Consider the following 19,940-nt stretch of genomic DNA (forward strand, 5'->3'; position numbering starts at 1 on the left):
GCGGCCAGCGGGCGCACCTTGGCGCAGTCGCTGTGCGCGATCGATGTGGCAGGCCCGAAGAGTCAGCCTGCGCTCAGCAATTGGAAGCTATGGCGCAGCGACAGATACAGCGCGCGAAAGCGCGCATGCCGCGCGCGATGGCCTTCGGCGCCGGCGGTCCGGGGCTCGAAGCGCTGGCGCACCGCGGGCGGCGTGCACACCGCCTCCAGCGTGCCGCCATCGGCCAGCCAGGCCAGTCGCGCCGCGCCCAGCGCACCGCCGGCTTCACCGCCTTCGCCAAGCGTGAGCGGCACTTCGAGGATGTCGGCCAGCAGCTGCGACCACCAGGCGCTGCGCGCGCCGCCACCGACCAGGGCCAGCGCGCCCTCGGGCAGCCGCAGGGTGTCGAGGCCGTCGCGCAGGCCGAAGCTCACGCCCTCGACCACGGCGTAGGCGATTTCCGCCGGCCCGTGTGCATGCGTGAGCCCGAAGAGCACGCCCTGGGCATCGGGGTTGTTGTGCGGCGAGCGTTCGCCCGACAGGTACGGCAGGAACAGCGGGCACCGCTCGCGTTGCGCCGACGGCACCAATGCCGCCGCTTCGAGCAGCGCGGCCTCGTCGGCAAACTTGAAAGCCTTCGCGGCCCAGCTCACCGCGCTCGCGGCGGAGAGCATCACCGACATCTGGTGCCAGCGCTTCGGCAGCGCATGGCAGAAGGCGTGCATCGCCTGCGCCGGGTTCGGCAGGAAGCGGTCGGTCGACACGAACACCACGCCTGAAGTACCCAGCGAAACGAAGCCCTGCCCCGGCTCGACCAGCCCCATGCCGACCGCGCTGGCGGCGTTGTCGCCGGCACCGCCCGCGATCTTCACGCCGCCCGGCATGCCCCAGCGCGCCGCGAGTTCGGGCTTGAGCAGCGCCGAAACCTCGCTGCCTTCGACCAGCCGCGGCATGTGCGCGCGCGTCAGCCCGGTGGCGGCGAGCAGTTCGTCGGACCAGTCGCGCGCACCCACGTCGAGCCACAGCGTGCCGGCCGCGTCGGACATCTCGCTGACCGCCTCGCCGCTGAGCATGAAGCGCAGCCAGTCCTTCGGCAGCAGCACGCGCGCCACGCGGGCAAAGAGTTCGGGCTCATGCTCGCGCACCCACAGCAGCTTGGGCGCGGTGAAGCCCGGCATCGCGAGGTTGCCCGCGATGTCGCCGAGCCGCGGCACGGCGCGCGTGAGCGCTTCGCACTGCGCGCCGCTGCGGCCGTCGTTCCACAGGATCGCGGGCCGCAGCACCTCGCCGGCCGCATCGAGCAGCGTGGCGCCGTGCATCTGCCCCGACAGGCCGATGGCGCGCACCGCCGACAACGCCTCGCCGTGCGCCTCTCGCAACTGCGCCATGACCTGCTCGAGCGCCTGCCACCACTGGGCCGGCGCCTGCTCCGACCACAGCGGATGCGGCCTCTGGACCGTGAGCGGCGCGCGCGCCACGCCCACGATGCGGTGATCGTCGGCGAGCAGCAGCGCCTTGAGCTCGGACGTGCCGAGGTCGAGTCCAAGATACAAGATGACCCCCTGGTTTCGTGCTTGGTGGCAAGCTTAGGAAGAGATGCCGCCGCCGAAGCGCGTGTCGGCCTGGCGGCGGAATTCGCTGGGCGTCATGCCCTTGATCTCGAGAAAGCGCCGGTTGAAGTTGGCCACGTTGTTGAAACCCACCTGGTAGCAGATGTCGGTCACGTAGTGGTCGGTCTGCATCAGCAGGTGGCAGGCGCTGTTGATGCGCACGCGGTTGACGAAGTCGGTGAAGCTGTTGCCGGTGGAGCGCCTGAAGAAGCGGCTGAAGCGGCTTTCGCTCATGCCCAGTTCGGCCGCCACGTCGGACATCGAGATCGGGTCCGCCATGTTGTTGGTGATGCGGTTGACGATGCCGTTGATCTGGTCGACCTGCGCGTCGCCGTCCGCGCCCTGCGCGCCCTGCATCTGCACGCTCGACAGCAGCCGATAGTCGGTGCATTGGGAGAGATCGGCCATGAAGTCGAGGAACAGGCCCAGGCGCCGCACGCCGCGCGCGGCCTTGATGCGGTCCCAGTGCGCCTGTGCCTGCTGCGACATGCCGAAGAACTCGATGCCGTGGCGCGCGCGCTCCAGCAGCTGCATCACCTCGCGCAGTTCCGGAATGCCGGCGGCCGCGCTCTCGATGGGTTCGTGGCGGAACTGGATCACCCGGTCGCGCCCCGCCGCGCCGCCTTCGGGCACGTCCAGCGAGATCCAGTTGTGCGGCAGGCGCGGCCCGCACAGCACCAGGTGCCCGGGCTGGAACGGCCCGATCCAGTCGCCGATGAAGGCCTTGCCCGATGTCTCGGTGATCAGGTGCAGCTCGTAGTCTTCATGGAAGTGCCATCGCACCAGCGGGCTGGGGAAGCCGTGCGCCAGGCAGCGCACCAGGCCGGTTTCTTCGGGCGCCTCGTAGCCCAGCGAGGGGGAGCGCGCGAAGTCGCGTTCCAGCTCGGGTTGGCGCTGGCGGGGGACCGAGCGTTTGCGTGTGGACGTCGTCATGGCGGCACGGTTCAGGACCGGGAAGCAACAGCCGTATTTTCTTCCTTCGCCAGCGCGGCGTGAACCGCCTCCAGCGTGGGTGGATCGGCACCCTCGCGGGTGCAGTTGAGGGCGGCGGCGGTGGCGGCGAAGGCCATCACCTCGCGCCATGCGTCGTCGCCCAGCTCGCCGAGCTGCTCCGGCCGCTCGACGCCGTGCGCCAGCAGCGAGACCGACAGCCCCGCCGTGAAGGTGTCGCCCGCGCCGATGGTGTCGACCACCTCGACGCGCGGCGCGGCCACCGTGACCGGCGCGCGACCCGCGCGCCAGAGCGTGGCGCCGTCGCCGCCGCGCGTGACGATCACCGCGCGCGCGCCGGCCGCGAGGCAGTCGGCGGCCAGCGCGTCCACCGGCTGGCCGGGCGCGAGCAGCGCCGCGTCCTCGTCGCTCAGCTTGACCAGGTCGGCCATGCCGAACCAGCCGGCCACGCGCTTGCGGTAGGCGGCCATGTCGGTGATCAGGCTGGGCCGCACGTTGGGGTCGAACACGACCACGCGCTGCCCCCGGTTCGCGGCGACGAGGTCGGCGATGCGCGTGGCGGCCGGGTCCTGCAGCAGCGAGATCGACCCGAAGTGCAGGAAGCGGCACTCCGGCGGCAGCTGCGGCAGCGGCTCGGGCGCCCAGGTGGCGTCGGCGCTGCCCTGCGTGTAGAAGGCGTAGCGGTTGGTCTGCGGCGTGCGCTCGACGAAGGCCAGCGTCGACGGCGCGCCGCTGCGCAGGATGAAGCTGGTGTCCACGCCGTTCTTCTGCAGGAAGCCCATCAGCCGTTCGCCGAACAGGTCGGTCGACAGCTGCGTGAGAAAGCCGGTCGGCTGCCCGAGCCGCGCGCAGGCCACGGCGGTGTTCAGCGGCGAGCCGCCTTCATGGCCCAGGAATGCCAGGGTGCCCGCCTCGCCGGCGGTGAAATCGATCAGGGCTTCGCCCGTGAGTGCAATGCGCATGGTGTGTGGGTCGGGATTCGGTGTCGTCGGTCAGGGCAAGGTGCGCGCATCGGCCAGGAAGCCGCGCTCGGCGGACAGTGTCGCGGAATGGTCGAGCAGTTCGGCAAACAGCCGCGGCGGAATGGTGATGGCGCCCACGCCGAGCCCCAGCAGCGAAAGATACGCCTCGCGCGACCGGATGCTGGCCACCAGCAGCCGCGTACCCGAGGCCGGCCGCCGCGCCACCAGCGACTGCATCTGCGCGATCAGCGCCAGGCCGTCGATGCCCGCGTCTTCCAGCCGGCCGAGGTACGGCGCCGCATAGGCCGCGCCCAGTTGCGCCGCGAAGTGGGCCTGCTCGGGCGCGTACACGGCGGTCCAGGTGACGGGCACGCCCTGCGCGATGAGCCGCGCGCCGGCGTCCAGGCCCTGCCGCGTGGCGGGGATCTTGATGACGAGTTGGCCGCGGTCGAAGTGCGGCAACAAGGCTTGCGCGTCTTCGAGCATGCCGTCGACGTGTTCGGAACAGACCTGCGCCTGCACTTGGCGCGCGCCCAGTTCGATGCAGCGCGCGAGCAGTCCGGGCACGGCAGCGCGGCCGACGCCCGCGCGCTTGAGCAGCGTCGGGTTGGTCGTCACGCCGTGCACCACCGGGTGGGGCAGGCAGGTCTGTATCTCGGCCAGGTCGGCGCTGTCGAGGTACAGGTGGAAGTCTTCAATCATTTGTTGCTTCCTGTGGGGCGAGCTGTTTCGGGGTGAGTGCGCAGGGCACCGGGTACTCCCCTCCGCGAATGTCCCCCGCCGGCGTGAGCGCCCCACGAACAAAGCCCATGAAAAACAAAAACCGATCTCATCGACAACCCAGCTCAAGACATGACATTACCGCCATCGACATTCAAGGTCTGCGCCGTGATGTAGCGCGCCTCGTCGCTGGCCAGGAACACCGCCGCCCCCGTGATGTCTTCCGGCACGCCCATGCGGCCGAGCGGCACCGCCAGCCCGACCTGCCGCTTCTTCTCTCCGGGCGGCAGGCCCTCGGCCTTGGCGAACAGGCTGTCGACATGGTCCCACATCGGCGTATCGACCACACCGGGCGCAATGCCATTGACACGTATGCCGTGCGGCGCCATCGCCAGCGCGGCGCTCTGCGTGTAGCTGATGACCGCCGCCTTGGTCGCGCAGTAGTGCGACACCAGCGCCTCGCCCCGGCGTCCGGCCTGCGAGGCCATGTTGATGACCGAAGCGCCCTGCGTGCCCGCTTCCACCATGTGCCGCAGCACCGCCTGCATCACGAAGAACATGCCCTTCACATTGACCGCGAACAGCTTGTCGAACGACGCCTCGTCGCTGTCCAGCAGCGGCGCGAGGTCGAACACCGCGGCGTTGTTGAACAGCGTGTGCACCGGCCCGAAGGCGACCTGCGCCTGCGCCAGCATGTGGGTGATGGCGGCGGTGTCGGTCACGTCGGCAGCGATGTAGGCAAGCTTGCCCGGCTGCTTTTGCTGCAGCGCGCGCACCGCGTCGGGCGCGGCGGTGGCGCGGTCGACCACCGTGCAGCGCGCGCCCTCGGCGATGCAGGCTTGCGCCACGGCCAGGCCGATGCCGCCTCCCGCGCCGGTCAGCAGCACATGACGGTCTTGAAGGCGGGCGTTCATGGCTTGCTCCCTGTTTTTTCTGCGACGAAGCGCGCAACGCGCTCGTCGGCGCGGCGCACCGCGTCGACCAGCCGGGCGTCGCCGGCGATGTTGCCCCACAGCCCCGCATCGGCGCACAGCGCAGCAAACGGGTCGGCCGCATCGCAGATTGCATGCGCCACCGCTTCGTCCATGCCCTGGTCCTGGTAGGCGTAGGGCAGCGCACCCTGGTGCCAGCGCTGCAGGAAGGCCAGGAACAGCGCGGGCAGCATCGCCACGCTGTCGATGCCCTGGCCCGCCGCCAGCCGCTCGCGCACCGTCGGGGCGATGAAGCCGGGAATCTTCGAGAAGCCGTCCGCCGCCACGCGCTGGTTGGTGTCGCGGATGGCGGGGTTGCCGAAGCGGTCGAGCACCACGTCGCGATAGGCCGCGAGGTCGATGGGGCTGGGAGTCAGGCACGGAATGACGTCGTCGGTGACGTAGTCGAAGGCCATCCTGCGGATGGCCGCGTCGTGCGTGCCTTCGTGGATGAAGCCGAGCCCGACCAGCGTGCCCGCCCAGGCAATGCAGCTGTGCGTGGCGTTGAGGATGCGGATCTTGGCCTCTTCGTACGGCTGCACCGACTCGACCAGCTCCACGCCCACGCGGCCCCAGTCGGGCCGGCCGGCCGCGAAGTCGTCCTCGACGACCCACTGGATGAAGCTCTCGCCGGTGATGGCCGCCGGGTCGTCGCGCCCAGTGGCCGCCTTGACGCGCGCGCGCAGCTCGGGCGGCGGGCGCGGCGTGATGCGGTCGACCATCGCGTTCGGACAGCGCGTGTTCGCGTTCACCCAGGCCAGCAGGCCGGCGTCGCCCGCGAGTTCGATGAACTCCAGCAGCCCGGCGCGAAAGCGCTCGCCGTTGTGGCGCAGGTTGTCGCAGTTCAGCAGCGTCACGGCGCCGGCATCGGCCGCCTTGCGCGCGCGCAGGATGGCGCAGACCGCGCCGTAGATGGTCACGTTGTCGCCGCCGGCCTCGCCCTTGCGCGCGCGTTCCACATCGGCCGCGAGGTCGCTGAACGACAGGTCCAGCCTGCCCTTGTTGTCGAGGTAGTAGCCGGCCTCGGTCACGGTGAAGGACACGATGCGGGTCGACGGCGCCGCGCCGCGCGCGACCACGTTCGCCAGCGAGCGCTCCCACGGCAGCACCTCGCGGATGGCGTCGATCTGCTCGTAGCGGTATTCGCCCGCGGGCGACACGGTCTCGAGCGTGTAGCGCCCGCCCTGCGCCTGCAGCGCCGCGACGATGTCGGCCATATCCGGCCGGATGTTGGCGCCCGACAGCGACCAGCGGGTGTCGCCCGCGTCGATCAGCCGCTGCAGGTACACCGCCTGGTGGGCCCGATGGAACGAGCCCAGGCCGAGATGAAGCACCGTGAACTCCGTGGGAGCCGGTGGAATTTGCGCGATGGTCACGGGAATGTCCGTTGAAAAGGCGTTGGAAGAAATCTGGAATCGATCACGCGCCGACCGAGCGGCCTTCGCGGTTGAACAGGTGCAGCACCGACGGATCGAGCTCCACGGCCACGTCGTCGCCGGCCTGCAGCGGCGTGCGGTCGTTCTGCCGCGCGATCAGCGGCACGCCGCCCACGTCGACGTGGATCAGCGTGTCGGCGCCCAGCGCCTCGATCAGCTCGACGCGGCCCTGCACGTCGCTCACCGGCGCGCCCTGCTTCGGATGCACGCGCAGGCCTTCCGGCCGCACGCCCAGGAAGCCGTCGCTCGGCAGCCTGCCGCCGGTGGCGGCCGAGAAACTGGGAATGGCATTGGCCGCCACCATGTTCATCGACGGCATGCCGATGAACTGCGCGACGAACTGGTTGGCCGGGTGGTCGTACAGCTCCAGCGGCGTGCCGACCTGCTCGATCAGCCCGTCCTTGAGCACCACCACGCGGTCGGCCAGCGTCATGGCCTCCACCTGGTCGTGCGTGACGTAGATGGTGGTGGCGCCGAGCGCGCGGTGCAGCTTGTGGATCTCCACCCGCGTGTTGCCGCGCAGCGCCGCGTCGAGGTTCGACAGCGGCTCGTCGAACAGGAACACCTTGGGCGCACGCACGATGGCGCGGCCGATGGCCACGCGCTGGCGCTGGCCGCCCGAGAGGTCCTTGGGCGTGCGGTCGAGGTACTGCGTAAGGTTGAGCGTCTTGGCCGCGTACTCGACCTTGGTCTTGATCTCGTCCTTCGGCACGCCCGCCAGCTTGAGCGCGAACGACATGTTGTCGTACACGCTCATGTGCGGATACAGCGCGTAGCTCTGGAACACCATCGCCAGGTCGCGCTTGCCCGAAGGCGTCCAGGTGATGTCCTTGCCGTCGAGCAGCAGGTTGCCGCTGGTGATGGGCTCCAGCCCGGCAATCAGCCGCAGCAGCGTCGACTTGCCGCAGCCCGAGGGCCCGACGAAGACGATGAACTCGCCCTTCTTTATCTGCAGGTCGACGCCCTTGATGATGTGGATGTCACCAAAGCTCTTCTTGATGTTCTTGAGTTCGAGGTAGGCCATTCACGACTCCTTGATGTTTTGTGAGCGGGCAAACGAGGTGCCCACAGCGCTTGAGAGCGCGCAGCGCAATCCGGGAGCTGCCGCGGAACCGGCTTTGCCGGGCCGCTGGCGGCGCCCCCGCGAGGGGGTTGGCGAAGCGACACGAAGTGCGCGAAGACTGGGGGTGGTGTTCATTTCACGGCACCGAAGGTCAGGCCTTGGACGAGCTGCTTCTGGCTGAACCAGCCGAACACCACGATGGGCGCGATGGCCATCAGCGAGGCGGCCGACAGCTTGGCCCAGAACAGGCCCTCGGGGCTGGAGTACGAGGCAATCAGCGTGGCCAGCGTGCCGGCCTTGGCCGAGGTGAGGTTGAGCGCCCAGAAGGCTTCGTTCCAGCTCAGCACCAGGCACAGCAGCCCGGTCGATGCGAGCCCGCCCACTGACAGCGGCAGCACCACGTGGCGGAACTCGGTCCACAGGCTGGCGCCGTCCATGCGCGCGGCCTCCAGGATCTCGTTGGGAATGTCCTTGTAGGCGCTGTAGAGCATCCACACCATGATCGGCAGGTTCGACAGCGTGAACACGATGGTCAGCGCGGGCAGCGAGTCGAGCATGCCGGCGGTCTGCGCCAGCACGTAGATCGGCACCAGCGCGCCCACGGCCGGCATCATCTTGGTGGAGAGCATCCACATCAGGATGTCGCGCGTTCTCTTCGTGCGAAAGAACGCCATCGAATACGCCGCCGGCGCCGCGATCAGCAGCCCGATGACGGTCGAGCCCAGGCTGGTGATGAGCGAGTTGCGCGCATACAGCAGGTAGTCGCTGCGGCGCTGCACCTCGCCGAAGTTGTCGAGCGTGGGCTCGAAGATGAAAAGCGGCGGCACGTGGATGGCCTGCAGTTCCGTCTTGAAGGCCGTGAGGAACAGCCAGCCGAGCGGAAAGAACAGCAGCAGCGCGACGGCCCACGCACCCACGGTGCGAATGGCCTGCGGCAGGAAATTGCTGGGGGCTTGTTGTTGTTGCATGACGTGTGCGCCTCAGTCGAGGTTCTTGCCGATGATCCGGATGAGGAACACGGCAACTATGTTCGCCAGCACCACCGCGAACAGGGCGCCGGCCGAAGCCACGCCCACGTCGAAGTTCATGAGCGACTGCTTGAAGATCATGTAGGTCATGTTCGTGCTCGCGTTGCCCGGGCCGCCATTGGTGGTGATGGCGATCTCCGCGAACACGCTGAGCAGGAAGATCATCTCGATCATGATCACCACCGCCATCGGGCGGCCGAGGTGCGGAATGGTGAGATAGAAGAAGCGCTGCACCGGGCTCGCGCCGTCCATGCGCGCGGCCTCCATCTGCTCGCGGTCGAGCGACTGCAGCGAGGTGATGAAGATCAGGCAGGCGAAGGGCAGCCACTGCCAGGCCACCATGATGATCACCGACAGCAGCGGGAAGTCGGTGAGCCAGTCCACCGGCTGCGCACCGAAGAAGCGCCACAGGTCGGCCAGCACGCCGTAGATGGGGTTCATCATCATGTGCTTCCACAGCAGCGCGTTGACCGCGGGCATGACGAAGAACGGCGAGATCAGCAGCACCCGCACGATGCCGCGCCCGGGGAAGGGCTCGTTCACCAGCAGCGCGAGCAATACGCCCAGCACCACGGTGATGACGATCACGCTGCCGATCAGCAGCAGCGTGTTCCATGTGGCGGGCCAGAAGTCGGGGTCGGTGACGAAGTAGTGAAAGTTCTCGATGCCCGCGAACGTGCGCTCGCCGGGCTGCATGAGGTTGTAGTTGACGAACGAGAAGTACAACGTCATCAGCAGCGGCACGATCATCCAGAGGAAGAGCGTGAGCACCGCGGGCGCCATGAGGGCGCGGGGCAGGAGTCTTTTCATGGGCAAGTCCCTTCTTGTTGTCTCTGGCTCCTTCCCCCTTTGGGGGAAGGCTGGGATGGGGGCTGCCCCTGTTCAGGCGCGGCGTTGTCGCGAGCGCCGCGTGCCCCCACCCCGACCCTCCCCCAGCGGGGGAGGGAGCAAGCCCGGCTTGGCTTACTTGTAGTAGCCCGCCTTCTTCATCTCGCGTTCCGCCGCCGTCTGCGAGGTCTTCAGCGCCTGGTCCACCGTGACCTTGCCCGACAGCGCCGCGCTCATCTGCTGCCCCACCGCCACGCCGATGGCCTGGAACTCGGGAATCGCCGCGTACTGCACGCCGACGTACGGCGACTTGGGCAGCGTGCTGTCGGTCAGGTTGGCGCTGTCGATGGCCTTCTTCTCGGCTTCGGCGAACTTCGCGACCTTCTGGAACTCGGGGTTCGCGTAGGTCGACTTGCGCGTGCCGGTCGGCACCGAGGCCCAGCCGGTTTCCTTGGCCACCAGGTTGATGTAGTCCTTGGAAGTGGCCCACTTGATGAACTTCTGCGCCGCGTCGTCCTTGGTCGAGCTGGCGGGAATCGCGAGGTTCCACGACCACAGCCAGTTGGCGCCCTTGGGCGTGACGGCGGTCGGTGCCTGCGCGAAGGCCACCTTGTCGGCCACCTTCGACTGCTTCGGGTCGCTGATGAACGAAGCCGCGATGGTGGCGTCCACCCAGGCCGCGCACTTGCCTTCATTGAAGAGCGCCAAGTTCTCGTTGAAGCTGTTGGCCGAGGCGCCCGGAGGGCCGTCCTTCTTCATCATGTCGACGTAGAAGGTGATCGCATCCTTCCAGGGCTTGGTGTCGACCTGCGGCTTCCACTGCATGTCGAACCACTGGCCGCCGTTGGTGTTGACCAGCGTGGTCAGGAAGGCCATGTTGTCGCCCCAGCCCGGCTTGCCGCGCAGGCACATGCCGTACACGCCGTTCTTGGGGTCGTTGGCCTTGTCGGCGAACTCCTTGACCTGCGCCCAGGTCGGCTGGTCGGCGAACTTCACGCCCACCTTGTCGGCCAGGTCCTTGCGGTACATGAGCATGGAGCTCTCGCCGTAGAACGGGGCCGCGTAGAGCTTGCCCTCGTAGGACAGGCCGTTGCGGATGGCCGGCAGCAGGTCGTCGATGTCGTAGGCGGCATCGGTGGCGATGGGCTTGAGCCAGCCCTTCTTCGACCAGATCGGCGCCTCGTACAGGCCGATGGTCATCACGTCGAACTGGCCGCCCTTGGTGGCGATGTCGGTGGTCACGCGCTGGCGCAGCGTGCCTTCTTCCAGCGTGACCCACTTGAGCTTGATGTCGGGGTTGGCCTTCTCGAAGAAGGGCGTGAGCTTCTGCATCTCGATCATGTGGCCGTTGTTGACGGTCGCGATCACGAGTTCGGTGGCGGCCTGGGAAACGACGCCCGTGCCGATGAGTGCGAGGACGAAGCCCGCTTTCAGAAAACGCTTCATGTTGTCTCCTAGAGGTGAGCGACGCCCTGTTGTTGTCGGGTCGCCGTGCCGGGAATTCTGGAGAAGCGCGCCTGCGGCTTTGGTACTTCGAATGTCGGCACTGGTACTTTCATGCACCAGTTGACTGGGAGATTCCCTAGTCAGCGCAATACAGCATGCATACGGGGCGGTCCAAAGGCCTCAAACACACCGCCTCACACGCCGCCGAGCAGCTGGCGCCGGAACTGCACCGCCGCCGGCGACAGCGGCCGGCCCTCGCGGGTGATGAGGCAGATGGGCGGCACGCGCACCGGCAGCTCGATCGGCACGGTGCGCAGCACGCCCAGCCGGGCGTAGTGGCCGGCCTGCGAGGCGGGCATCACGGCCGCCATGTCGGAGTTCTCGAGCAGCGCCGTGATGGCGATCGGCGATGCCGTTTCGATGATGTCCAGCCGCGCCCGGATGCCGGCCTCGCGCATCGCCGCCTCGAAGCGCCCGCGCTGCGGCGAACCCGGCGGCTGCAGCACCCACGACCAGTGCGCCATGTCCGCCAGCGTGAGGTTGGCGCGCTCGAACACCGGATGCCCGGCGCGCACCACCACCACCTGCGACTCGCCCAGCAGCGGCACGCTCGCGTACCTGGCCTCGTCGTGCCCGTCGGTGAGCCGGCCCAGCACGAGGTCGACGTCGCCCTGCTCCAGCTGCGCCTGGATCACGTCGCTGGTCTCGACCACCACCGACACGGCCACCTGCGGATGGCGCCGGTGGTACTCCACCAGCGCCGGCGCCAGCAGCTCGGGCACCGCGCCCGGCACGCTGCCCACGCGCAGCGCGCCGCTCAGGCCGGAGCGCAGCGCCAGCATCTCCTCGCGGGCGGTGCCGAAGTCGCTGAGCACGCGGTGGGCATAGCGGATCAGGATCTGGCCGTAGGGCGTCGGCTCCATGCCGCGCGCAAGGCGCTCGAAGAGCCGTTCGCCGAGCGAGTCTTCCAGCTGCTGCAGCAGCTTGGTGGCCGCCGGCTGGCTGATGTTCATGGCCTCCGCCGCGCGGCCGAGGTGCCTGTGGGTGTCGAGCCGGGCCAGCAGGAGCAGCTGGCGTGGCCGCACATGGAGCATCAGCGAAGCGTCTGTGAGGCCGGGAGTCATGCACAAAAGTATATGGATTCCCCGGCTTTTTCGATTGGATCGCAAACCCGAAGCTCCGTACGCTCGGCGCCATAACATGCTGGAGACAACCCGATGAAGCTTTCTTTGCTGGCCCGCGCGGCGGGGCTCGCGGCGGCCCTGCTGGCCCCGATGGCGCCGCTCACGGCCGTTGCGCAGGCGCCCTACCCCGACAAGCCGATGCGCATCATGGTCGGCGCCTCGCCCGGTGGCGGCACCGACATCCTGGCGCGCGTGCTGGCCGACAAGTTCTCGCAGACCCTCAAGCAGACGGTGGTGGTCGAGAACCGCCCCGGCGCCTCGAACACCATCGCGGGCGAACTCACGGCCCGCGCGCCGGCCGACGGCGCCACCCTGCTGCTGGCCACCAACACCGCACAGGCGGTGGCGCCCCACATCCTCAAGCTCAAGTACGACCCGCTCAAGGACCTGCAACCCATCGGGCTGGTGGCGGTGATGCCCAACGTGCTGGTGGTGTCGGCCAGCTCGCCCTACAGGTCGGTGAAGGATCTCGTGGCGGCCATGGCTGCCAAGCCGGGCGGCTTCAAGTACGCCTCTTCAGGCATCGGCAGCACGCAGCACGTGGGCGGCGAGGCCTTCAACCTGTCCACCGGCATGAAGTCGATCCACGTGCCCTACAAGGGCAGCTCGCAGGCGCACGTCGACATCATCGCGGGCGAGGTCGACATGATGTTCGACAGCACCTCCTCGGCCATGGGCCAGATCAAGGCCGGCAAGTTCCGCGCGCTGGCCGTGAGCGCGCCCCAGCGCTCGCCCGAGTTGCCCGACGTGCCCACGCTGGCCGAGCAGGGCATCAAGGGCGCCGACGTGTCCACCTGGTACGGCCTGTACGTGACGGCCGGTACGCCGCGTCCCGCGGTCGAGCGGCTGAGCGCCGAACTCGGCCGCACGCTGAAGCTGGCCGACGTGCAGGCGCGCATCAAGGCGCTGGGCGGCGAACCCGGCGGCCTGACGGGCGAGCCCTTCGCGGCCATGAACCGGCAGGAGTTCGAGCACTACGGCCAGCTCGTGCGCGAAGCCAACATCAAGGCCGAGTGAGCCGGCCGCTACCTTTTTTCCACAACGCATCCGACAACATGCCCACCCCATCCCCAACCCCCGGCGTGACACTCGCCAAGCCCCGCATCGCCGTGCTGCTCGGCGACCCGAGCGGCATCGGCCCCGAAATGGCCGTGAAGCTGCTGGCGCGCCAGCGCAACCTGGATGCGGCCCGCGTGCTGCTGATCGCCGACCCGGTCGTGCTCGCGGCCGGCGAGCGGGTGGCGGGCGCGAAGCTCGATGTGCTGACGGCCGACAGCCTCGACACGCTGCGCTTCGAGGACGGCCGGCCCACCCTGCTCGCGAAGGACTGGATGCAGGGGCAGGAGCCGGTGCTGGGCGAATCGAACGAGCCATCGGGCCGGGCGTCGTTCGAGGCGCTGGAGCTGGCCACCGCCGCCGTGCGGCGCGGCCAGGCCGACGCGATCCTGTTCGCGCCGCTCAACAAGCATTCGCTGCGCCTGGGCGGCCTGGTGCACGAGGACGAGCTGCGCTACATGCAGGAGCGCTTCGCCGTCACCGGCTTCGTCTGCGAGTTCAACCTCACCGGCTCGCTCTGGACCTCGCGCGTGACCTCGCACATTCCGCTGAAGGACGTGGCGAGCCACATCACCGTGCAGGGCGTGAGCGACGCGGTGAAGATCATCGCCGCCGCGTTGCGCCGCTCGGGCGTGGCGCATCCGCGCATCGCGGTGACGGGGCTCAACCCGCACGCGGGCGACGGCGGCTCGATCGGCATGGAAGAAATCGAAATCATCGCGCCAGCCATCGAGCGACTGCGCGCCGAAGGCTTCGACGCGCGCGGCCCGTTCTCTCCCGACACGGTGTTCATCGGCGCGCGGCGCGGCGACGTCGACGCAGTGGTGTCGATGTACCACGACCAGGGCCAGATCGCGATGAAGCTCATGGGCTTCGAGCAGGGCGTGACCCTGCACGGCGGCCTGCCGGTGCCGGTGGCCACGTCGGCCAGCGGCAGCGCCTTCGACATCGCGGGCCGGGGCATCGCGCAGATCGAGGGGCTGCAGCAGGCCTTCGACCTGTGCGTGCGCATGGCCAGCGGCGCGCCGGTGCGCGTGCCGGCCGGCTGAGGCAAACAAAAAGGGCCGCTTGCGCGGCCCTCGGAAACCATGGCGCCTAACGGCGCCGCTTCAATGTTCAGGCGGCCGGCGGCGCACCGTGGGCGTTGGGCTCCGGCTGCGTCGGCTGCACGTAGAAATAGATCAGCACGAGGTTGATGACCGGGATCAGCATCAGCAGCTGGAGCCAGCCGCTCTTGCCAATGTCGTGCAGGCGGCGCGCGCCCACCGCCAGCGCGGGCAGCAGGAAGGCCAGCGCGGCGATCACGTACACGTATTGGTGGATAAGGCTCGCCACGATGAGAACGACCACCTCGGCAAGCACGAACCACCAGTACTCCGAGCGCGTGGCCCGGCCGGTGAAGTCGGCGTACTTGTTGAAGCAGGTCTTGACCGCTGTTTGAAAATCCATTTATCGGCTCCTCTTGATTGATCCCAGGGAAATTTCCCTGGGCCGATCATATCGGCGCATCTTTCAACCACAAATACAGCCAAAAACAGCCATCTGCTCGCAAACAAACGGCTTATTCAGTGCATTCCGGGCGGTCGATTCAGCTGCCGAGGCGCTTGAGGAGGCCGGCCGTGGAGGCGTCGAGGCCGGTGATGTCGCCCGAAGCCAGGCGCGGTTCGATGTCCCTGGCGAGCACCTTGCCCAGCTCCACGCCCCACTGGTCGAAGCTGTTGATGCCCCACAGCGCGCCGCTGGTGAACACGCGGTGCTCGTACATCGCGAGGAAAGCGCCCAGCGATTCGGGCGTGAGCTTCTCGAACACGAAGAAGGTGCTGGGCCGGTTGCCCGGGAAGTTCTTGTGGCCGCCCTCGTCGAGCTTGCCGACCATCAGCGCCTGCGCCTGCGCGAGCGCGTTGGCCAGCAGCTTGGGGTGATGGCCTTCGAGGTCGTGCGCGGCGTCGCGCACCGCCACGAATTCGAGCGGGATCACGTCCGTGCCCTGGTGCAGCATCTGGAAGTAGGCGTGCTGACCGTTGGTGCCCGGCTCGCCCCAAAGCACCGGCGAGGTGCCGAATGCCACCGGCTTGCCGTCCGCATCGACCTGCTTGCCGTTGCTTTCCATCTCGAGCTGCTGCAGGTAGGCCGGCAGGCGCTTCAGGGCGCTGTGGTACGGCGCGATGCCGCGGCTGGCGAACTTGTGGAAGTTGCGATACCAGACGTCGAGCAGGCCCAGGCGCACCGGCAGGTTCTGCGCGAGCGGCGCGGTGCGGAAGTGCTCGTCCATGGCATGCGCGCCTGCCAGCAGCCGGCGGAAACCGTCGGCGCCGATGGCCAGCGCAATCGGCAGGCCGATGGCCGACCAGAGCGAATAGCGCCCGCCCACCCAGTCCCAGAAGCCGAAGGTGGTGTCGATGCCGAACTTCTTCGCCGCTTCCACGTTGGTGGTGAGCGCCGCGAAGTGGCCCGCGATGTCGGTGCCGCCCGATTGCTCGTACCAGCGCTTGGCCGACTGCGCGTTGGTCATCGTCTCGGCCGTGGTGAAGGTCTTCGAGGCAATGAGGAAGAGCGTGTGCTCGGGCGCCAGGCCCTTCAGCACGCCCGCCAGTTCATGGCCGTCGACGTTCGACACGAAGTGGAAGCGCTTGCCCGGCGCGGCGAACTCGGCCAGCGCCAGCACAGCCATCTGCGGTCCGAGGTCGGAGCCGCCGATGCCGATGTTCACCACGTCGGTGATCGTGTGGTCGGCGCGCACCTTCTCGGCATAGGCCAGCATCGCGTCGAGCGTGGCGTGCACTTCGCGCAGCTCGTTCGCGGTCTTCGGGCCGGTGGGCGCATCGGCCGGCGCGCGCAGCAGCGTGTGCAGCACTGCGCGGTCTTCGGTGCTGTTGATGTGCTCGCCGGCGAACATGGCGTCGCGGTGCGCCTCGAGGCCGCATTCGCGGGCCAGCGTGAGCAGAAGCTCTTCCGTGCGCGCGTCGATCAGGTTCTTCGACAGGTCGGCGAACACATATGGCGCCTCCTGGCTGAAGCGCTCGAATCGGCCGGCGTCGTCGACGAAGGCATGGCGCACGTCGAACTGGCGGCCCGCGATATCGAAGGCAGATTGCAGCTGCGCCCAGGCCGGCGCACGGTCGCAGCGAAGTTGCATGGCCATGTCTACTTGCCGCTTTCCTGCATGAGCTTTTCGAGCTTCACCGCGTCGGCCGCGAAGGCGCGGATGCCTTCGGCGAGCTTCTCGGTGGCCATGGCGTCTTCGTTGAGCGCGAAGCGGAAGCCGGCTTCGTCGTAGCTCACCTTGGGCGCGTCGCCCTTGGCCGCGGCCTTGGCGTCGAGCGCGTGTTCGAGCGGCTCGTTGCTGGCGGCCAGCTCGGCCAGCAGCTCGGGGCTGATGGTCAGCAGGTCGCAGCCGGCCAGCGCCTTGATCTGCCCGACGTTGCGGAAGCTCGCGCCCATGACTTCGGTCTTGATGCCGTGCTGCTTGTAGTACTCGAAGATCTGGCGCACCGACTTCACGCCGGGGTCGTTCGCGCCGGCGCTGGCGGCCTCGTCCCACTTGGCGCCTGCCGTCTTCTTGTACCAGTCGTAGATGCGGCCCACGAACGGCGAGATGAGCTGCACGCCGGCCGCACCGCAGGCCACGGCCTGCGCGAACGAGAACAGCAGCGTCAGGTTGGTGCGGATGCCCTTCTGCTCGAGCGCGCGCGCGGCCTCGATGCCTTCCCACGTGGAAGCCACCTTGATGAGCAGGCGCTTCTCGGTGTCGATGCCTTCGGCCTTGTAGAGCGCCACGATGCGCTCGCCGCGCGCGATGGTCGCGGCGGTGTCGAACGACAGGCGGGCGTCGACTTCGGTCGACACGCGGCCCGGGATGATGGAGAGGATTTCGGTGCCGAAGCGCACCAGCAGGCGGTCGATGACCTCGTCGAGCGGCTTGCCCGCGTGCTTCTTCACGGTCTCGTCGAGCAGCGGGCGGTATTCGGGCTTCTGCACGGCCTTGAGGATCAGCGACGGATTGGTGGTCGCGTCCTGCGGCTTGGAAACGCTGAGTTGCTTGAAGTCACCGGTGTCGGCGACGACGGTGGTCCACTGGCGGAGGGCATCGAGTTGGTTCATGAAATCATTATCCTGTGCGGGTTATGACAAGTCCTGCACGCAGTTGCGCGTTGGCCGATGTTTTCATGCGCACCGTAGCACGGGTTTCCACGCGGCTCCATCAGCCTGATGCCCGTGGGGTTGTCCGCTTCTTCATGGGGCGCGTCCGGCCTCCTCGCCCTACAGCGGCTGTGGTCCGCGACTGACGGCCGGGCGCCCGCCCCCCACTTACCCTGAAGCGGATGCTGAACTTTTCCATCCCTTCCAGGAGTGCCCCATGACCCAACGCCCGCGCCCCACGGCGCCCGCCGTCCGACCTTTCGACGACCGCCGCACCAGCCATGCGATCGGCGCCATGGCCACGGCCTTCGTGGTGGGCGGCGTCGCGACCTGGCTGGCGCTGGGGGCGGCTCGCACCGCACGTGCCCAGCCGGCCGGCCCGGCCGACGGCGCTCCGCTGATGCGCGCGCCGCTGCAGGTGGTGGCCCCGGTCGACCTGCAGCGCTATGCCGGCATGTGGCACGAGCAGGCCCGCCTTCCCAATCGATTCCAGAAACAATGCGCCGGCCCCGTCACCGCGGAATACACGCCGCAGCCCGACGGCACCGTGCAGGTCGTCAACCGCTGCGTTCGGGAGGACGGCAACTTCGACGAGGCCGTCGGCACCGCGCGCGTGGTGCCCGTGGCGGGACAGCCCGGCGCGGGCCGCCTCGAAGTGCGTTTTGCGCCGGCATGGCTCAGCTGGTTGCCGCTGGTGTGGGGCGACTACTGGATCCTGAAGCTCGACCGCGAATACCAGGTCTCGCTCGTCGGCACGCCGGACCGGCAGTACCTCTGGGTGCTGTCGCGCGCGCCGCGGCTCGATGCCGCCGTGCTCGAAGCCGAACTCGACTACGCCCGCAGCCTGGGGTTCGACACCGACAAGGTCGTGCTCACCGGCAGGTAACGCTGCAGCTGCGAAGGCAGCATGGCCGGCGAGGTGCAATGGATGGCGTGCCAGCCGAAGGCACGGGCCATTTCCACGTTGGCGGCGGAATCGTCGATGAACACCGTCTGCTCGGGGTCGAGGCCATGGCGCATGGCCAGCACCTCGTAGATCTCGCGCTCCGGCTTGAGGAATTTCACGTCGCCAGAGAACACACCGCCGTCGAAGCGCCGCATGAAGGCATGCCGGCGCTCGATGGCCCTGGCGTAGGGCGCGGGCATGTTCGACAGGTAGTACAGCCGCAGCGGCTGGCCGGCTTCGCGGTGTTCCATGAGCTGCTCGAGCATGGCCACCGTCACCGGGATCGGCTCCAGCCGCTCGCCCAGACCCTGCAGCATCGCGTGCAACGGCTCCGGCGGCAGTGCCAGCCGGGCCGACATGCGGGCGATGGCGTCATCCAGCGTGCGGGTGCCGCAGTCGAAGCCTGTCCAGTCGTCGTGATGGAAAAGCGCCCGCCCCATCGCGGCCGCGGCGGCCTCGGTGGGTGCATGGGACGCCAGGTGAGCCTGTACCAGGCGGGCGGGCTCCCATGCGAACAGCACGGCGCCCAGATCGAAAACCACGTTCATGGCGCCATTGTTTCATGCGCCGGGCACCACGCTCACGCCGTGGGCTCCCAGGGACAGCGTCGCCTGGGCGCCGGCCGCCAGCGGCCGTGACAGGTCGGTCGACACCACGAAGACCGGCCCCAGGGTGGTGTCGAAGCCATATTCATAGAAGCTGCCCAGGTAGGCCGACTTGCGCAACGTGGCCGGCAGGCCGTCGGCCGCGCCGTGGGCGCCGATCTGCCAGGCCTCGGGCCGCACCGCCACCTTCACCGTGCCGGGCGCCACCGCGTAGCGCGGCTGCAGGCGCAGCGGGCCCAGCGCCACGCTTCCGTCTGACTGCGCCGTGGCGGGAAACACCATCGCCTCGCCCATGAAGCCGGCGACGAACTCGCTCTCGGGCCGGCCGTAGAGCTGCTCGGGCGTGCCGCGCTGGGCGATCACGCCGTGGTCCATGACGATGATCTGGTCGCTAACCGCCAGCGCCTCGCTCTGGTCGTGCGTGACGTAGGCCACCGTGAGCTTCAGCCGCTGCTGCAGCGCGCGGATCTCTTCGCGCATCTCGCGCCGCAGGCGGGCGTCGAGGTTGGACAGCGGCTCGTCGAACAGCAGCACCGCCGGCTCCAGCACCAGCGCGCGCGCCAGGGCCACGCGCTGCTGCTGGCCGCCCGAAAGCTCGCTGGGCAGGCGCTCGTCGAAACCGACCAGGCCCACGCCGCGCAGCGCCTCGCGCGCCCGCGCAGTGGCCTCGTCCTTCTTCACGCCGCTCATGCGCAGGCCGTAGCCCACGTTCTCGATCACGTTCATGTGCGGGAACAGCGCATAGCTCTGGAACATCATGCTGACGTTGCGCTCGGCCGGGCCCAGCGTGGTCACGTCGCGGCCGCCCATGAAGATCGAGCCCGAGGTCGGCGACTCCAGCCCCGCGATCATGCGCAGCGTGGTCGTCTTGCCGCAGCCCGAGGGGCCGAGGATGGTGGTGAGCGTGCCCACGGGCACCTCGAAGCTGATGCCCTTGACGGCCAGCGGCGCGTTCCTGTCGGTGCCGTAGCGCTTGGTGACGTTGCGGAATTCGATGCCGTTGCTCATGTGTTGT

19 protein-coding genes are annotated in these 19,940 nt (G+C 68.5%); 3 read left to right on the top strand and 16 right to left on the bottom strand.

Annotated features, from left to right (window positions below; translation table 11 throughout):
* Positions 1-62: 62 nt before the first annotated feature.
* From xylB to C4F17_RS13620, 11 genes are all read right to left on the bottom strand, one after another.
* Positions 63-1,532: a xylulokinase gene (gene xylB / locus C4F17_RS13570; RefSeq protein ID WP_106935578.1), complete on the bottom strand. Its 1,470-nt coding sequence runs from the start codon at positions 1,530-1,532 to the stop codon at positions 63-65.
* A gap of 33 nt (positions 1,533-1,565) precedes the next feature.
* A complete protein-coding gene (locus C4F17_RS13575) occupies positions 1,566-2,522 on the bottom strand; it encodes an AraC family transcriptional regulator (protein ID WP_081268082.1) in 957 nt (318 codons plus the stop codon).
* An 11-nt stretch (positions 2,523-2,533) separates the two neighbouring features.
* Entirely contained in the window at positions 2,534-3,502 is a 969-nt protein-coding gene (locus C4F17_RS13580) for a carbohydrate kinase family protein (RefSeq protein WP_106935579.1), read from the bottom strand.
* A 30-nt stretch (positions 3,503-3,532) separates the two neighbouring features.
* Positions 3,533-4,204, bottom strand: a complete 672-nt coding sequence (locus tag C4F17_RS13585; protein ID WP_106935580.1) for a transaldolase family protein — start codon at positions 4,202-4,204, stop codon at positions 3,533-3,535.
* A 143-nt stretch (positions 4,205-4,347) separates the two neighbouring features.
* Positions 4,348-5,136, bottom strand: a complete 789-nt coding sequence (locus tag C4F17_RS13590) for an L-iditol 2-dehydrogenase (protein WP_106935581.1) — start codon at positions 5,134-5,136, stop codon at positions 4,348-4,350.
* The gene (gene dalD, locus C4F17_RS13595) at positions 5,133-6,527 is read right to left on the bottom strand and encodes a D-arabinitol 4-dehydrogenase (RefSeq protein ID WP_106937543.1); all 1,395 of its coding nucleotides are present in this window, start codon (positions 6,525-6,527) and stop codon (positions 5,133-5,135) included. The genes C4F17_RS13590 and dalD overlap by 4 nt, the downstream gene beginning before the upstream one ends.
* A gap of 85 nt (positions 6,528-6,612) precedes the next feature.
* A complete protein-coding gene (locus C4F17_RS13600) occupies positions 6,613-7,653 on the bottom strand; it encodes an ABC transporter ATP-binding protein (protein WP_106935582.1) in 1,041 nt (346 codons plus the stop codon).
* Between the two features lie 170 nt (positions 7,654-7,823).
* Positions 7,824-8,660, bottom strand: coding sequence for a carbohydrate ABC transporter permease (locus C4F17_RS13605; RefSeq protein WP_106935583.1), 837 nt, complete (start codon positions 8,658-8,660; stop codon positions 7,824-7,826).
* Between the two features lie 12 nt (positions 8,661-8,672).
* On the bottom strand, positions 8,673-9,530 hold the full coding sequence (locus tag C4F17_RS13610) for a carbohydrate ABC transporter permease (protein ID WP_081268489.1): 858 nt from the start codon (positions 9,528-9,530) through the stop codon (positions 8,673-8,675).
* A 153-nt stretch (positions 9,531-9,683) separates the two neighbouring features.
* On the bottom strand, positions 9,684-10,994 hold the full coding sequence (locus tag C4F17_RS13615; RefSeq protein ID WP_106935584.1) for an ABC transporter substrate-binding protein: 1,311 nt from the start codon (positions 10,992-10,994) through the stop codon (positions 9,684-9,686).
* A gap of 194 nt (positions 10,995-11,188) precedes the next feature.
* Complete coding sequence (locus C4F17_RS13620) at positions 11,189-12,118, bottom strand: LysR family transcriptional regulator (RefSeq protein WP_199851947.1); 930 nt, start codon at positions 12,116-12,118, stop codon at positions 11,189-11,191.
* A 93-nt stretch (positions 12,119-12,211) separates the two neighbouring features.
* On the opposite strand from C4F17_RS13620, the gene C4F17_RS13625 reads away from it, so the two are divergent.
* Together C4F17_RS13625 and C4F17_RS13630 are read left to right on the top strand one after the other, a co-directional pair.
* The gene (locus tag C4F17_RS13625; protein ID WP_106935585.1) at positions 12,212-13,195 is read left to right on the top strand and encodes a Bug family tripartite tricarboxylate transporter substrate binding protein; all 984 of its coding nucleotides are present in this window, start codon (positions 12,212-12,214) and stop codon (positions 13,193-13,195) included.
* Positions 13,196-13,233: 38 nt separating this feature from the next.
* On the top strand, positions 13,234-14,283 hold the full coding sequence (locus C4F17_RS13630) for a 4-hydroxythreonine-4-phosphate dehydrogenase PdxA (protein ID WP_081268492.1): 1,050 nt from the start codon (positions 13,234-13,236) through the stop codon (positions 14,281-14,283).
* 67 nt (positions 14,284-14,350) lie between these two features.
* On the opposite strand, the gene C4F17_RS13635 is transcribed toward C4F17_RS13630, so the two are convergent.
* From C4F17_RS13635 to tal, 3 genes are all read right to left on the bottom strand, one after another.
* A complete protein-coding gene (locus C4F17_RS13635) occupies positions 14,351-14,683 on the bottom strand; it encodes a DUF805 domain-containing protein (RefSeq protein WP_081268493.1) in 333 nt (110 codons plus the stop codon).
* A gap of 139 nt (positions 14,684-14,822) precedes the next feature.
* The gene (gene pgi, locus C4F17_RS13640) at positions 14,823-16,376 is read right to left on the bottom strand and encodes a glucose-6-phosphate isomerase (protein WP_106935586.1); all 1,554 of its coding nucleotides are present in this window, start codon (positions 16,374-16,376) and stop codon (positions 14,823-14,825) included.
* 2 nt (positions 16,377-16,378) lie between these two features.
* Positions 16,379-17,335, bottom strand: coding sequence for a transaldolase (gene tal / locus C4F17_RS13645; protein WP_106935587.1), 957 nt, complete (start codon positions 17,333-17,335; stop codon positions 16,379-16,381).
* Positions 17,336-17,591: 256 nt separating this feature from the next.
* Here tal and C4F17_RS13650 point away from each other — a divergent pair, with 256 nt between their 5' ends.
* Positions 17,592-18,260 carry a lipocalin family protein gene (locus tag C4F17_RS13650; protein ID WP_106935588.1) on the top strand — a complete coding sequence of 223 codons (669 nt, stop codon included), beginning with the start codon at positions 17,592-17,594 and terminating at the stop codon, positions 18,258-18,260.
* On the opposite strand, the gene C4F17_RS13655 is transcribed toward C4F17_RS13650, so the two are convergent.
* Positions 18,206-18,868 carry an HAD family hydrolase gene (locus C4F17_RS13655; RefSeq protein ID WP_081268497.1) on the bottom strand — a complete coding sequence of 221 codons (663 nt, stop codon included), beginning with the start codon at positions 18,866-18,868 and terminating at the stop codon, positions 18,206-18,208. The two genes, C4F17_RS13650 and C4F17_RS13655, sit on opposite strands and share 55 nt — an antisense overlap.
* 12 nt (positions 18,869-18,880) lie before the next feature.
* Positions 18,881-19,933 carry an ABC transporter ATP-binding protein gene (locus C4F17_RS13660; protein ID WP_106935589.1) on the bottom strand — a complete coding sequence of 351 codons (1,053 nt, stop codon included), beginning with the start codon at positions 19,931-19,933 and terminating at the stop codon, positions 18,881-18,883.
* Positions 19,934-19,940: the final 7 nt, after the last annotated feature.

The organism is Variovorax sp. PMC12, assembly GCF_003019815.1.
GTDB lineage: Bacteria > Pseudomonadota > Gammaproteobacteria > Burkholderiales > Burkholderiaceae_C > Variovorax.

Excerpts from the sequence above, each read along its gene's own strand:
- tal (WP_106935587.1), bottom strand. The coding sequence starts at position 17,335 with ATGAACCAACTCGATGCCCTCCGCCAGTGGACCACCGTCGTCGCCGAC.
- C4F17_RS13600 (WP_106935582.1), bottom strand. The coding sequence starts at position 7,653 with ATGGCCTACCTCGAACTCAAGAACATCAAGAAGAGCTTTGGTGACATC.
- C4F17_RS13585 (WP_106935580.1), bottom strand. The coding sequence starts at position 4,204 with ATGATTGAAGACTTCCACCTGTACCTCGACAGCGCCGACCTGGCCGAG.
- C4F17_RS13615 (WP_106935584.1), bottom strand. The coding sequence starts at position 10,994 with ATGAAGCGTTTTCTGAAAGCGGGCTTCGTCCTCGCACTCATCGGCACG.
- C4F17_RS13575 (WP_081268082.1), bottom strand. The coding sequence starts at position 2,522 with ATGACGACGTCCACACGCAAACGCTCGGTCCCCCGCCAGCGCCAACCC.
- C4F17_RS13610 (WP_081268489.1), bottom strand. The coding sequence starts at position 9,530 with ATGAAAAGACTCCTGCCCCGCGCCCTCATGGCGCCCGCGGTGCTCACG.
- C4F17_RS13625 (WP_106935585.1), top strand. The coding sequence starts at position 12,212 with ATGAAGCTTTCTTTGCTGGCCCGCGCGGCGGGGCTCGCGGCGGCCCTG.
- C4F17_RS13660 (WP_106935589.1), bottom strand. The coding sequence starts at position 19,933 with ATGAGCAACGGCATCGAATTCCGCAACGTCACCAAGCGCTACGGCACC.
- C4F17_RS13650 (WP_106935588.1), top strand. The coding sequence starts at position 17,592 with ATGACCCAACGCCCGCGCCCCACGGCGCCCGCCGTCCGACCTTTCGAC.
- C4F17_RS13635 (WP_081268493.1), bottom strand. The coding sequence starts at position 14,683 with ATGGATTTTCAAACAGCGGTCAAGACCTGCTTCAACAAGTACGCCGAC.
- C4F17_RS13620 (WP_199851947.1), bottom strand. The coding sequence starts at position 12,118 with ATGACTCCCGGCCTCACAGACGCTTCGCTGATGCTCCATGTGCGGCCA.
- C4F17_RS13590 (WP_106935581.1), bottom strand. The coding sequence starts at position 5,136 with ATGAACGCCCGCCTTCAAGACCGTCATGTGCTGCTGACCGGCGCGGGA.
- C4F17_RS13580 (WP_106935579.1), bottom strand. The coding sequence starts at position 3,502 with ATGCGCATTGCACTCACGGGCGAAGCCCTGATCGATTTCACCGCCGGC.
- C4F17_RS13605 (WP_106935583.1), bottom strand. The coding sequence starts at position 8,660 with ATGCAACAACAACAAGCCCCCAGCAATTTCCTGCCGCAGGCCATTCGC.
- C4F17_RS13655 (WP_081268497.1), bottom strand. The coding sequence starts at position 18,868 with ATGAACGTGGTTTTCGATCTGGGCGCCGTGCTGTTCGCATGGGAGCCC.
- pgi (WP_106935586.1), bottom strand. The coding sequence starts at position 16,376 with ATGGCCATGCAACTTCGCTGCGACCGTGCGCCGGCCTGGGCGCAGCTG.
- C4F17_RS13630 (WP_081268492.1), top strand. The coding sequence starts at position 13,234 with ATGCCCACCCCATCCCCAACCCCCGGCGTGACACTCGCCAAGCCCCGC.